General features: G+C 39.3%; 11 protein-coding genes. 7 read left to right on the forward strand and 4 right to left on the reverse strand.

Annotated elements, in window-relative coordinates:
* Positions 1-67: 67 nt before the first annotated feature.
* On the reverse strand, positions 68-307 hold the full coding sequence (locus B2W36_RS10790; protein ID WP_293887722.1) for a hypothetical protein: 240 nt from the start codon (positions 305-307) through the stop codon (positions 68-70).
* A 216-nt stretch (positions 308-523) separates the two neighbouring features.
* Between B2W36_RS10790 and B2W36_RS10795 the strand changes: the two genes are divergently transcribed.
* Positions 524-970: a nuclear transport factor 2 family protein gene (locus B2W36_RS10795; RefSeq protein ID WP_293887723.1), complete on the forward strand. Its 447-nt coding sequence runs from the start codon at positions 524-526 to the stop codon at positions 968-970.
* A gap of 140 nt (positions 971-1110) precedes the next feature.
* On the opposite strand, the gene B2W36_RS10800 is transcribed toward B2W36_RS10795, so the two are convergent.
* Positions 1111-1374, reverse strand: a complete 264-nt coding sequence (locus B2W36_RS10800) for a S8 family serine peptidase (protein ID WP_293887724.1) — start codon at positions 1372-1374, stop codon at positions 1111-1113.
* 593 nt (positions 1375-1967) lie between these two features.
* Between B2W36_RS10800 and B2W36_RS10805 the strand changes: the two genes are divergently transcribed.
* The 3 genes from B2W36_RS10805 (at position 1968) to B2W36_RS10815 (ending at position 11069) form a co-directional block, all read left to right on the forward strand.
* Positions 1968-3911, forward strand: a complete 1944-nt coding sequence (locus B2W36_RS10805) for a PEGA domain-containing protein (protein WP_293887725.1) — start codon at positions 1968-1970, stop codon at positions 3909-3911.
* A gap of 26 nt (positions 3912-3937) precedes the next feature.
* A complete protein-coding gene (locus B2W36_RS10810) occupies positions 3938-4186 on the forward strand; it encodes a hypothetical protein (protein WP_293887726.1) in 249 nt (82 codons plus the stop codon).
* A 127-nt stretch (positions 4187-4313) separates the two neighbouring features.
* A complete protein-coding gene (locus B2W36_RS10815; RefSeq protein ID WP_293887727.1) occupies positions 4314-11069 on the forward strand; it encodes an RHS repeat-associated core domain-containing protein in 6756 nt (2251 codons plus the stop codon).
* Between the two features lie 59 nt (positions 11070-11128).
* On the opposite strand, the gene B2W36_RS10820 is transcribed toward B2W36_RS10815, so the two are convergent.
* The gene (locus B2W36_RS10820) at positions 11129-11977 is read right to left on the reverse strand and encodes a hypothetical protein (RefSeq protein ID WP_293887728.1); all 849 of its coding nucleotides are present in this window, start codon (positions 11975-11977) and stop codon (positions 11129-11131) included.
* A gap of 264 nt (positions 11978-12241) precedes the next feature.
* On the opposite strand from B2W36_RS10820, the gene B2W36_RS10825 reads away from it, so the two are divergent.
* A complete protein-coding gene (locus B2W36_RS10825) occupies positions 12242-12859 on the forward strand; it encodes a hypothetical protein (protein WP_293887729.1) in 618 nt (205 codons plus the stop codon).
* 65 nt (positions 12860-12924) lie between these two features.
* The gene (locus B2W36_RS10830) at positions 12925-13233 is read left to right on the forward strand and encodes a hypothetical protein (protein ID WP_293887730.1); all 309 of its coding nucleotides are present in this window, start codon (positions 12925-12927) and stop codon (positions 13231-13233) included.
* An 89-nt stretch (positions 13234-13322) separates the two neighbouring features.
* On the opposite strand, the gene B2W36_RS10835 is transcribed toward B2W36_RS10830, so the two are convergent.
* Positions 13323-13931 (reverse strand): hypothetical protein, encoded by a 609-nt coding sequence (locus B2W36_RS10835; RefSeq protein ID WP_293887731.1) that lies wholly within the window; start codon positions 13929-13931, stop codon positions 13323-13325.
* A 220-nt stretch (positions 13932-14151) separates the two neighbouring features.
* Between B2W36_RS10835 and B2W36_RS10840 the strand changes: the two genes are divergently transcribed.
* Entirely contained in the window at positions 14152-14598 is a 447-nt protein-coding gene (locus B2W36_RS10840) for a nuclear transport factor 2 family protein (RefSeq protein WP_293887732.1), read from the forward strand.
* Positions 14599-14602 lie beyond the last annotated feature (4 nt).

A 14602-nucleotide genomic window follows, 5' to 3' on the forward strand; every position in this document is an offset into this window, starting at 1 on the left:
TTTTCATATGTTTTAAGTTTAGTTTAGAAGCCACGTCGTGAGATGTGGCTTTTTTTGGATACCTTATTTACCTAATGCCTTGACGATAGCCACGCCCACGGCCTTGGCTGATTGAGGGTTCTGGCCAGTGATCACTCTCTTCCCCGAGATAATAACCTGTTTTTTCGCCTGTATTGCCTTTTGTATCGTGACTAGTCACTACAAATAGAATTTTTGGTTTTCGGTTTGTTGCATAGCAATGCGTCACTATTAAGATTAATAAAGCCGAAAATATTCCTATTTGCCTAAAGAGTTGTTTTGCTTTCATATCGTTTTGATTTTCTTCTTGTTGGAACAAATTTCTTGATTTTGTAAGGTAAATTACCGTAACTACTTCACAAATTTAAAATTCACCTTACCATTCCCGCCATTCACCGAGTTTTCCCGATCGTTAGTCTAAAGCCTGTATGCTAGGGGCCTGTTGTGTTGTAGTTTTGAGTCAACAAATAAGAACAACAGAACTAACACTATAAAAAAAGACATTATGAAAACGCTAGTAAAAACATTCGCAGCAGCAGCTTTAATCGCAGTATCTACATTCGCTATGGCAGCTGAAGGACCTGGAGCCAAAGCAACAAAAACAAACGTTAACCTTTCCACTGCAGACATGGCACTGGACCACTATGTTGCGGTAACGACTGAAGGAGAATCAGCAGGAGTAGAGCAGTTATTCGCCGAAGATTTTAATCAAAAGATCCAAGCTACCAATGCGCAGTCTAACAGCCGTAGCGAAGTGGTTAAATCTTTGAAAAAACAAAAAGGCGAAAAGCTGAACTGCACAGTTAGCACTGATATTTTAGAAGAATCTGCAGATTATATGGTAGCTAAAGTAACGTTGAAATTTGAGAACTTCACCAAAACGGACTTAGTTACCTTGGAGCGTGTGGCTAATGACTGGAAAGTATCCAAATCAATCAATTCGTATAAATAGTATTTAATAACTGATGGTTTGCCAGTAACAGAAGACAGACCACTAGTGAATCATATGTTTAAGTTTAGTTTAAAGGCCAGGTCGCGAGATCTGGCTTTTTTGAGTCATTACTGCCCGTAGCTTTAATATCCCTTTTAAAGTTATCTTGATTTTTTGATATCTTTTGCTATTTCTATTGCTTTTTTCATGTCAGGAATACCATAACCATAAGGGATAACCGGGTTATTGATTCGATCTCCTGATTTGCGTATTACATCCATTAGCTCTTTGTTGCTCAATTGCGGATAAGCTTGCCATAAACAGGCGGCTAAGCCACATAGTATAGGACTCGAATAGGAGGTTCCGCTACGTGGTGCAACGGCGCCTGATTTCCCGATTATCCATGCTCCTCCACCTAGGGCCATAACATCAACTTACCCAAACTCCTTGCATATCGACCGCATATGGATCATCGTTTTCATAGACGAAAGATTTAGCACCTTTGATATTCACATTTTTAAAAGCTCGGTTATTTTTAAGATTCAAAAAACCGGCATCGACGACAGCAATAGCGATAACTGCTCCTTTAAAACCCTTCTCATGAAGGACCTACCCATTATTTATACTTATATTGGAGGCATCTCCACTATAGTCCAATCCTTTTATATTTTCTTCTTTTTTAATGCATTAAACAAGTTTATCCGCACTGTTTTTTCATAGTTTTCGGTATATCACATCTACCGATTACAAACTCATTTATAATACCTTTTTTTGTTTGAATACTAAATAATTTAGTGTCACAATAAGGCCTAAAACGGTAAAGTACGAATATATTAAAGGATAAAATCAATGAAATACTGACAGCAAAAACTATGATGCGGTTATAGGGATAATAGCTGTGTCATCATCAGAAAAGAAAGCCAGACTATCGCCATGGAGCGATAGACAACAGAAGATTAATTTTAAAAACATTGCTGTCTGAAAATTACGGAAAGACAGCGGATCTTAAATTTTTATTATGACAACGAAAGCAGAATTAAAAACATTTTTTGAAAACGGGGATGTACCCGGACAAGAACAATTTTGGGCGTGGATGGATAGTTATTGGCACAAAGAAGAGGCCATTGATGCAACATCTACGCGGTACACCAATACACAACCGACCACCTATCAGGTAGGAGGAGTGCCGATCGGAACATCATTTGACCAGATGCCGGTACAAGAGGTATTGGATTTCATATTCTATGGTAAGCAACAGCGCAGTCTTACCATTACTACAACACCACCTGATGCCGTTGTGACGATCAACGGGGTGATCGGCAATACATTAAATGTATACGAAGGAGCCGATTTGAGCTATACAGTTGAACGACCGGGGTATTTTTCTAAAACTGCGTCAGTCAAAGTCACCGAAGATATGACCATACATGTAGCCCTGGAACCAGATCTTTCAAATACTGAGATCAAATTTAAAATACACACAACAGCAGCAAATCAACAGGTTCCTATTGCAATGCTCCGAACTTCGGATACACAGACTCTTGCTAAGATCACTTATGGCGACGGGCAGTCAACTACGGTTTCCGTACCACAATATGATGGATCACAATCTTGGACCGATAATGAAGGAAATATTCATTACATAGATAATGGAAATACATTTTACCATACTTATGAAGTAGCGGGTGATTATGAGGTAACGATTAATGCGGGTGCAAATGTAAATTATGTCCGTTTCTGTGAAGGTCTCATTAGCGATCCAGCGGGCTATATGGTACCGACAATCAACAATTATATCCAGGAGATTTCAGTATTCAGATCTGATTCACTGACCAATCTGGATTATACTTTCGCCGGATTATCAAAGGCTAATGTCGGTCCGAACTTCAAATTGGAAACACCCCAAGTGGCCAGCATGAATGCTACATTCTATGGATTTGGAGTCGGAAGGGAATTTGATAGTTTTCCAGCGGATATGCTCTCACAGATCAGTCTACCGACCGCTTTAAGGGGAACTTTTTTCAGGGCAGGGCTTAAGAAGATCCTTCCTGGGTTTTTAGATAGCCTGACTGAACTTGTCAGTGTTTTTGAATGTTTCAAAAATTCAAAACTTGGAAAGGGTTATTACAGTGGCGTTGACGCAGGGCAGTATCCGACTATGGCTGTACAGGGATCCAATGATTTTGTACCTGTATCACTATTCTGGAAGAACCCCAAATTAAAAGACATCAGCCACGTATTCAACTATATTGGTGAGGGATGGTTCGGCAACCTCAGCAGCGGCTATCTGGCATATTTTGTCATCCGAAGAGAACTGTTCTGGAACGGGAAAAATGCCGGCAATCTAAATGGTACCATTCAAAGTGCGTTCTATGCCTTCGGCAAATGTAACAGGGTGTTATGTGAACCTAATATTCTGAAGCATGCGCCGAATATGGTTTATCTTGGAGGGATATTTACCCAGACCAACCAAATGCAGCACCCTGTAGGTTGGGCAACAATGGTTCCTGTTGCGGCCAGCGAGACTGAAGTTTACCGGTTCTCGGAAAACAACGGAAATTATACGGCTGTTCCAGTTGCTGGAAAAGGGCTGACCTTTGATTTGCGACTGATGTTCCCTGATATTTCCTATCCAAAGGTTACCTGTATTTCTGGGGCGTTCACTGTGGCGGCAACAGGTAGTACAATGGGCTTCCAGCATCAGATTGACTATACGACGAATGGCCAAGTAGCTAAATTGGATCTAAGTATGAGCGGTACGGATTTTCTGTCAAAATTTCCGAATGCGAAAGCCGGCAGTATGGATGCCTATGCAAAATTGATGCTGGGACAAACTGGGGGTACAGAGTCTGATAAAAATGATGGTCGTCATGGCGTATTCTATCGGTTGGATCAAGATAGCAGGATCAGCGACAAGACAACTCTACCAAGTCTGATTTTTAATAATGCTATCCCGTATTAATATGTATCTCATTAATCAATTAGAAAATGAATAATCAAGAAATAACATGGACAACGATGAGTCCCAGTATTCCTGTCACTAAAACCATCGTAGAAACAAGTTTGCTTGCAGATCAGTCCGCAGAAGATGGTGTAATGAGGATCGGTGCCACGAGAATAGGATATGCTTATATCTTTGAAAGAGAAGGCACGAATCCCCCAACAGATTCAGACCTGATATTTCAATATGATCTTGCCGGAAACCAGATCCGTCGAGAATTGAAAAAGATAAGCTAAGAGACTTCTCAGGTTGAAACCAAGGGGCGCAGGTTTAGCGTCCCTGGTTTTCAGTCGCTCGGTTCTCACACAAAAACTAATGGAGTCTCGGGAATAAAAATTGTAAAAAACAGTAAAAAATTTAAATATGGAAACTTTAAATACAGCTGCATCGGCGGGTGTACCGGCTATTGGTATGCCTTCACCGACAGCAATAGATCAAAATAGCGTTGACGAAATTGTGCCAACAGGAAATACAGCATCAATTGTCCAGCTCAATACGAGTAGTATAGAACCTAGTGAAATCCTCGGAGATACATCATTTCATGATACTCAGGGCAGCATCAATGTCAATAACAATGGGCAACTTCAATTTAACCTGCCAATTGCTTTGCCACCAGCGATCAAAAGTGTCGCACCACAGGTCAATCTGATTTACACCAGCGGATCCGGCAATGGAATCGCTGGCTACGGATGGACTATTACCGGAGTGACCGGTATTTCCCGAATGGGACGCAGCATCGATAGAGACGGTGGAATACAGACGATCCAATATGATTTTACCGATTATTACATGCTCGGTGGACAGCGGCTGATGTTGAAATCAGGTGTGTATGGAAAAGATGATGCAGAATATGTTACAGAGAAATATTCAAATACCAAAATACGGTCGATAGGCACAAACCCTGAGCAGAACGGCCCAGCCTATTTCGAAGTTACTTTTGAGGATGGGTCTCAGGCATTGTACGGTAGCAGCGCAGATGCGCGAACAGCCATTGAGTATAATATTGTCAGTTGGCAGGATGCACATGGCAACTATATTTCCTATAGTTATGTTCAGGGGGACAATGTCGCTGTCATAGACCATATCGAATGGGGCGGAAACGAGCATGCCGGTACTTCCCATTTCAATAGTATTACATTTAATTATATGGAGCGCGAGCTGATAGAAAGTTCTTATGTCAGAGGAATTCTTTTCAAGCAGAATAATCTGTTGCAGAATATAGAGGTAAGGGCCAATGGCAATATCTTCAAAACCTATGAAATGGTCTATGAAAAAGACGATCATAACAACCGCTATCAGTTCTTAAAATCCATTACTGAGCGTAATGCGCTAGGAGAGGCCGCTAATCCAGTGGTATTTGATTACAAAAAATCCAAGCCCGGTGAGTGGAGAACGACTTCCATTACAAATGACAAAAATGCCAAACTGTTATATGGTGATTTTGACGGTGATGGTAAGATTGATGTTATAAAATATGCCGATGCGTTTAGGGATTGTCTGAATTATGAGAATATCTATCACGGAGATAATGGAGCCGACGGTGATGACTTCCAGACTGGATATTGGGAATCCTACTGTACTGAACCGGTCGATTATCCAGCGGGAATCTACCACTTTTCGAGCGTATTGGACAATAACCAGCCAAAACAGGTTTACATTGGCTCGGCTATTACCAAAGCCCAGCTGGAAAATGCCAAGGTATTCAATCTAATGAATGCAGAGGGTGAGATCCTGAACAGGCAGGGCTTTTTTATTTACGAAACAGTGCCTTCTACTACGAGCTCGGAACCGGGCAGAAGAGATTTGATCATTAAAGGCTACTCCATGGAAACTGATTCCATTTCAGGCAGTAAACAGCTGAAAGAGGAATTTGTAAAAATAGTGCCCGCGGAACTCTATGACCAAACTGTTCTCCGTGATGATTCCGATCCAAATGTAAGTCAGGAATGGAATGACACCTTCATCCTTGATGTTAAGGAGCATGATCTTGATGGTGACGGTATTTCCGAATTGATATTTATACTTAGGGATACATCAGGTCGGATCGAGGTGACCGGCCCCTCTTCAGAGCCTATTCGGACCAAGGAGATCAGGTATCGTTATCTGATTGTTCAGCCAAATGAAACCGAAGTTTCAAATCTTGCCCAGGTCATCAATATTTATTATCCTTTCGATAACTTTTTTGACGGCAAAGCACTTGTGGGAGATTTTGATGGTGATGGCTGTGTAGATTTTATTTCATTTACCGATCTGGGAGAATGTTCCTTGCTGACCATAAAAAAAAATAACCTAGGCAAATTTTATGCGGCTTCAACCTATTATCCCAATATACGGATCGAAGGACTCCGTGATAAGGCGGTTGTAGGGGACTTTACCGGAGACGGTAAAACAGATATTATGGTTCCACAGGCCGTTGACAGTGAACAGTGGAAACTCTATATATCGACCGGCTCAGGATTCAGAGTACAGGTGCTAGACGGATTTCAGCTTTATAAGGAAGATCTAGATTTTCGAGGGAAGACACATTTGAGGAACATAAAACGGCAATATTTTGCTCAGGATCTCAATAAGGATGGCAAAGCTGATCTGATTGCATTTTATTCCCATATCATGTATGATTATAGCGATAAGGGCTGTCAGACCAAGTTCATGATCCTATATCATGAAAATAAAGGTATGGATGCTAGGGGCAATGTGGTTTTTGAAAAACGGAATATCGATGGAAGCCAGCTCAGGGGCCGGAGCCAATATAAAATGGACTGGTATCCTGCTGAATATGACGTTTATTGGACAGATGTGAAGCCTTATGCGTCAAATTATATTAAGCAAGATCCACCTATATTAGCACACTTCTCACCGCTTATCGGTGATTTTAGGATCAATAATTTTAATGAGGATATCCTAGTATTTCGTGAGGGTAGCTTGATCAAGTATTCGCACTATAGTGTTGCGGATGAAACATACATTACATCAATAACCCAAGGGGGCATCGTTACTGAAATTCAGTATGATGAGTTGGATCCCAAGGTGAATCCGGGATTTTATGCAAGTGTCAAAAAGGAAAAATATCCTTACGTTGAAATGGATCGTCTGTCGCGAACCTTTGTCGTTTCACAACTAAGGCAAGACAATAGAAAGCAGGATTTCAGGTATCGAGGATTCGTTGCTCATGTCCTCGGAAAGGGTATGTTGGGCTTCAGACAGTCTGCCAGATCCTCATGGTACACAGATCAGTTATTAGCTACGAAGATATGGACCGGAAGTGAGATGGATCCCCTCAATGAAGGACTACCGATCAAAGAATGGAGTGTCCGTACCAGCGATGATAATGAACTCATTTTTCCAAAAGATCTTTCATTGGACAATGCTCAGCTGCTGTCATTTAAATCCATTGTTTACGATCGTTCGACCCCATCGTTAGGTGTTACGGCCATTGTTCCTATAAAGACTGTATCCAAAGACTTTTTGAAAGACATTGTCGAAGAGCATACAGTCGTGTATGGAGACTATTACCTGCCAGCTAGCACAGCAACTGTAATCAATAATGGTTATGCGACGACATCTACAGTATTAGCGTACATGCACAACCTGAATGGTACAGGCAAAAATTATTTTGTCGGACGTCCAATTAGCAAGTTAGAAACCATACAGGCCTACGCTGATACGAAACAGCAAAAGGAGGAATATGCTTACACTAATCATCTATTGGCATCCCGGAAAACGTACAATAGGAACGGTTCGGGCTGGGTACAGGAGTCCTATGCCTATGATCTTTTTGGCAATATTGTCGAAAAGGTACTGTCCAATAGTTCCGACAGCATGACACAGACCGAACGGACACAATATGATCCTAAAGGCCGCTTTGTTATCAAAAAGACGGACAACTTGAACTTGGAAACACTGATCACTTACAACGATCTGGGGCAGGTTCTGACGCAGATAGATCCATTGGGTAATATGCTGATCAGTGTATATGACGGCTGGGGAAAGCTTCTTTCTTCGGAGATCAATCTCGAAGGTGTCACAACTTTTACCTACGAAAAAATGGACGACAAAGGCACCAAGGTAAGTAAGTATGAACCAGATGGAATGGCTAGTTCAGTGTTTACTAATAAACTGGGACAACAGGTCAAGACAAGACAGAGAGGGTTTAATAAGGAGGGATCGGTTATCATAGTTGATGATATCGAGATAGCAGTAGAAGGAGATACCAATACCCGTATTTCGGTACTGACTGTTTATGATGATTTAGGTAGAAAAATTCGGGAGTCTGAACCCCATCGTGATGGAAATCCAGAAAAGTGGAATAACATTAGTTACGATGACAGTGTATTTCCGGGTATTGTAACCGCCACTTCATTTAATGGCAAACAGGTCACAACGCGCCAAGAAGGCAGGACGACAATCGTTGAGGAAAGAAACGGTTATCTGCGCAGCAGCAAAAAAATCGCTGATCCACTGGGTAATATTATTATTTCGGAGGACAAAGGCGGAACCATCAGTTTTTCTTTTAATGCTGCAGGTGATCAGATCAGTGCTCAATACGGTGATAATATTGTGCGGACAGATTACGATGTGTGGGGAAGGAGGTCTCTATTTGAGGACCCTTCCAATGGTGTATATCGATATGAATATAACGGCCTGGGGCAGGCCGCCAAAGAGATCAGTCCCAAAGGCTATAAGGAATATCGCTACAATGCCAAAGGGCAACTGGTTGACCAGACCGAAAAATCCATCCAGCAGGGACTGACGGACAAAACGATCAATTATCGGTATGATGGCAAGGGTCTTCTTGTTGAACAGGCCGGTACATCGGGTGGCGAGCAGTTTAAAACAACATTCATATACGACAGCTATGGTAGACTGCTCGAAAATCGCGAAGAGAGCTACGGCCGCATTTATATGCAGCGGGATATCGAGTATGATGATAAATCTCGCGTTGTATCCTATGCAAAGAGCCTTGAATCTAATACTGTCCAGACGGTGGCACGTATTCAGCACATTTACGATGCATGGAGCGGAATCTTATCCAAGATTATCAACGCTGATACAGGCCTGGAGCTTTGGCGGATACAGGAAAGCAATGCCGGCGGACAGGTGCTGCGGAGCCGATTAGGGGCATCAAGGGTCAGTAATGCGTATAATGAGCATAATCTTTTGACTGAGATATTGCACCAGTCCAATGCCGGGCAGATTTTGCATCAAAAGTATACTTTTGATGCAATTCGTAATGAGCTTAAAGATAGGGTACGGACAGGGAATATTGCGTTGACCGAAAACTTTAGTTACGATAACAATAATCGTCTTATCGAGTGGACCAATCCAGCAACAGGGGCACTTTCGGCTAATAGCTACGATATTCAGGGGCGTATTGTGGATATAGATAATGTAGGAACAGTATGTTTTGACAATGCCGGAGAACAGTATAGGCCATCAAAGGTGATGCTTAATACAGCAGGTAAGCAGCATTACGCCAATGACCTGATCCAGGAAATTGTTTATAACGAGAATAATGATCCGCTCCAGATCAAAGGGAATCAGGGTAATGTCACATTTGATTATGGTCTGGGACCTATGCGTCAGCGTGTTTTCTATAGTAAAACAACTACAGATTCAAAAATAAATGAAAGTATTGTTACCGCTCAAGATGCAGGTTTTACTAAGTTTTACAGTGCCGATGGAAGTTTTGAAGTAATCCGTAATAATAGTACGGGACAGGAAAAACATTTGATCTATATCGGCAGTACACCTTACGAAAGTAACATTGTCTGTCTGAAAGATTATTCAGAGAGTGCAGCATCTTATAAATTCTTGCACAAAGATTATCTAGGAAGTATTTTGGCGATCAGTGATTCAGGAGGAACATTGTTGGAAGAGCGGCATTTTGATGCCTGGGGTAATTTGACTCAAGGTAATATGCAGCTTTTGGACCGAGGATATACATCACATGAACATTTTGCAATGGTTGGAATTATCCATATGAATGGTCGTCTATATGATCCATTTTTGAGAAGGTTTTTAAATGCAGACGAGCATATTCAAGATATGTTCAATACGCAGAACTACAATAAATATGGGTATGTGCTAAATAATCCACTGATGTACAATGACCCGACTGGTGAGTTTTTCTTTGGTCTCCTTGCTATACCATTGATAAAAGCTATATTTATCGGAGCTGCGATAGGGCTTGCGGCTTATACAGTTGGCCTTGCAGTTTCGGGAAATATTGGTATGTGGAATTTGGGTGGAGCACTGAAGGCTACTCTCTTTGGAGCGGTTTCCGGGGCAATTACCTTCGGTATTGGTTCGATCTTTAAAGCTGCAGCAAGTACATTTGGGAATGCATTATTGCAAGCTGGTGCCCATGGTCTGTCGCAAGGGGTTTTAGGGCTGGTACAGGGACAGAATTTCTTGAGTTCGGCAGCTTCCGGTGTATTTGGTAGTTTAGGAGCTTATGGATGGGGGAAGGCTATGAATGGTGTCGGACTGGGTCAATTTTCGCAAAGTACCTATGGAATGATAAGTTTTGGAGCAATATCAGGTGGAATAGGTGCCGAGTTGACCGGAGGTAACTTCTGGCAGGGAGTGATCACCGGTGGAGTAGTGTCAGGATTAAACCACGTGATGCATAAGATCGGTGGACCAGGTGATCCCAAAGACAAAGAACAGATAACAAAAAAGAAAGTAAGAATAAAGATTACTAGAGACATTTACGACCAGCTTAAAAAAGCAGATGATATTATTGTCAAATCCATGTTAGATGGTAAGTCTATTTTTGGAAAATATGGTACTGTTTTGGATTTTTTAGATGCCGGGGGGGAAATCTATTTAGTTAATTTAGAATACAAAGAAGGTGTATTGACTAAAGCAGAATATCAATTTAAAATGGCTAATACGGTACTCAATAAAGGAGCTAGTTTAGGCGCTGGTTTGGCATTGGAAGCAGGGTTTACTATGGGATCTAGGGCAGGAATATACGGGATGCTTTTAGGAACAGCAGTTGGAGCTACCGTAGACGGCGCATTTTATATTTCCGCAAAAGGAGAACAATGGTTAAATAGATGGGGCCGTTATATTAGATACCAAACCATTGGAATAATCGAAAATAGTATTCGTTAACGTCAATTTTATAGATTTTATGAATAGTCCTTTTTACGGCTTTGTACTGAGGACTATTTCTAAAATTCTTTATTTTGAACTTTTGTTGTTCTGGAATCCTTAGACCAAATCTGCGAAGTAAGTGTATTTTCTCTATCCACAACAGTCACATAAAGACTATATTCAGAGATTTCATTGAGAACGCATTGGTTTTTAGTGTCAAATTGCATTATTCCTGATCCATTGGTATTTGACAATACCTGAATATTTTTGTTTGGAGATTTTAGATGAAAACTGATATTATTTTCTAAATATGCAATACCCTTCTCAATCTTTGTCAGCGTATACCGTTTGTTCATGATGAATTCCTGATCTTCGGCGCCCAATATGGGGATACTTATGAAACTTTCTTTTTCAAAAGACGCTCCGACTGCGATAGGAACATCAGAATAAGTATTTTCACCATGGGATTGTTCTAATTGGTTTTTTAACGATAATTTTTCCACAAATTCCAGGTCATCGTTCATCACGGAATCAATTTTTCTGGCAGCTGCAGTTTTATCAAAATAACCGTATATAATACTTCCGTCTAAAGGGGTATAAATCTCAGATGTTTTGCCATCTAGTTTTTGAAATGAGTTAGAGTGGATAAATTTCCATATATAAGGAATTCGATTATTATTTTCATTTTGTGTTGTCATAATCGATTCTGTTTTATTTACAGTCTCGACGTTTAAATTAGTGGGAGATAACTCAAATTTGCCAGTACTCACTGTTTTTCGTTCTAGTTTTCCCTGGGCCTTTGTTCTGAAATCAATTTGAGAATTGTATATCTTATTGGGAAGTGGAACAAATTTTAAAAGTAAAGAATCTTGTCCTTTAACGTTATGGACGAGACAAAGTAATATAAGTATCAATAATTTATTCATGATAATTAAAAAGCAAAGTATATTAAGGTCACCAGTTTAATATTTGAAGATTTGGTGAAAATCTACTTCGAAAATAAACAATTTTAAGTAAAAAAGGCAAGCAACATTTGCTATATTAGTTAAATAGCTCCTAATACAGGTAATAAGATGTTTTATTATAATTTATCGTATTTGTGCTCTATTTTTTGCTTGATCAATTAATATATTAGTGTTGTTATTTAAAAATATGAGAACTTTAATTGGCAATTTGGTTATATTAGGCTTATGGTAAAAAGATCAGTCTTAGAGAAGTTATCCAATAAGGAACTGTTACGCTATACTGCAGAAGATACCCGATCAGTCCCTGAGGCTATAGCAATGGCTTTCGACATTCTCAGAAAAAGAGGCTATATTTTTTCCGAGACAGAAATTGTTCAGATAAATCAACTCATAGAATCGAAGAAAAAAGAAGAACCTGATTATAGCGCTCTTAACAAATGGGATATTGATGAAGATGCTGAAGAAGCTACCGTCAGTTTCTTTTCACAAAAAGCAATATGGTACTTTAGTATATTATTCGGATTATTTACAGGCGCTATATTGTTAGCGATCAACTTATATGCAATATCCAAAAAAAAGGAAGCTTGGGCAACACTCCTATTTGGATTTGGTTATACAATAGCGTTAATTTTAGCATATAGTGAATTTAAAGATTATTTTGATCAGAGTAGATTCACTGGTATTTTGTTATATGTAATAGGCGCCGCTATATTGCAGTTTGGGTTTTGGGATCAATATTTGAAAGGAATAAAGTATAAGAAAAGAAGCATTACTGTTCCACTAATAATCTGTTTAACTGTTGTCGGTCTAATTATATTACGTACCATAATTTTTTTAAGGTGATTCTGAAGACTTACCATTTTTGTAGACTTACCTGTTTTTCAGACAAATTAATAAATATTTAAGAAGTGGAAATTAATAAAAAAGTTGTTCCGGGCATTTATGTTCTGACTTATGTCTGTTTAATTGTGATGAATTTTATCGCGATAGAACATCAGGAAATTAAAGGATGTTTTGGTCAGTTATTGGCTGATTTTTTTCACTTAGGGCATAAATTTGACGGTTTTCAAATTTTTAGAATATATCTTTTTTCGAACCCATGGATATTGGGATTATTTCATTATGGCTTTAAAATTAAGTGGCTTGCATATTGTTTTATTGCCACTAATATTTTGATTTTTATCGCCTTATTACAATGTTATATTAAATCAACTTAATACACTTGTTAGTATTTTACTACTTGTTTTAATAGTTGAAGACTATGATTTTTTTAAACGGAAAAAAGGTGGCTTCTTTTTTTCTTATTTTAAAGCAAGTAGAATAGCGCAATAGAAATTCCTAATGATGCAATTAATGGTACAATGGAAGATTTGGCTCTGTACTGTAGATTATTAGGAAACATTTGTTGTCTGATAAAAAATAAACCCGTTGCACCTATGCCCGAGAGGATGAAGTTAACATAAAATATATTCTGGTTCATTTCAGGATAATTATTTCGAATATAATTTATAATAACTAGTTGAATGCCTATATAAATAATACAATAAAAAGCAGTAATAACAGCTCCTTTTATATTTTTTATTTTTATGAAATTTAGCACTTGAAGTACTCCACCAAAAAAAACTCCAAATATTACGGAAAGCATCCAAATAAGTGTATTTGTATATAGTTCAATGGCGTTTACGTCCTCAGTGAGCCCTTTGTCCCATCCTTCGTCCACTACTTTTTCGCTAGCTTTTTTTTGGGCAATTAAATCTTCGATTAGTTCTGTTTCTGAAGGAGTAAAAGTTCGCCCACGTTCTTGTAGAATCTCGTAGGCATATTTTACGGCATCTGAAACAGATCGACTATCTTGTTCTATATATTTTTCGAGTTCTCTATCTGATAGTTTACTAATAACATTTTTATTAACCATATTTTGAGAAGAATTGAGATTGAATGCTTTATCAGTAAAGATCTAAATTTAATATGATATTTAAATAAAAACCTACCTCTAACTTTCACCTCCCCATTCCTGTCGTTCACCGAGTTTTCCTGAGCGTTAGTCTAAAGCCCGTAGGCTAGTGGCCTATTGTGTTGTAGTTTTGAGTCAACAAATAAGAATAAGAGAACTAACACAATAAAATAAAGACATTATGAAAACGCTAGTAAAAACATTCGCAGCAGCAGCCTTACTCGCCGTATCAACATTTGCTATGGCAGCTGAAGGACCTGGAGCAAAAGCAGCAAAAGCAAACGTTAACCTTTCCACAGCAGACTTCGCTTTAGAGCACTACGTTGCGGTAACGACAGAGGGAGAATCAGCAGGTGTGGAGCAGTTATTCGCTGGAGATTTTAACCAAAAAATTCAAGCTACCAATGCACAGTCTAACAGCCGTAGTGCGGTAGTTAAACTATTAAAAAAACAAAAAGGTGAAAAACTGAACTGTACAGTTAGCACTGATATCATTGAGGAGTCAGCAGATTACATGGTTGCTAAAGTAACCTTGAAATTTGAAAACTTCACCAAAACAGATTTAGTTACCTTGGAACGTGTGGGCAATGACTGGAAAGTATCCAAATCGATCAATTCGTATAAATAGAATT

It is taken from the genome of Sphingobacterium sp. UBA3549, from assembly GCF_002376635.1.
Taxonomy (GTDB): domain Bacteria; phylum Bacteroidota; class Bacteroidia; order Sphingobacteriales; family Sphingobacteriaceae; genus Sphingobacterium.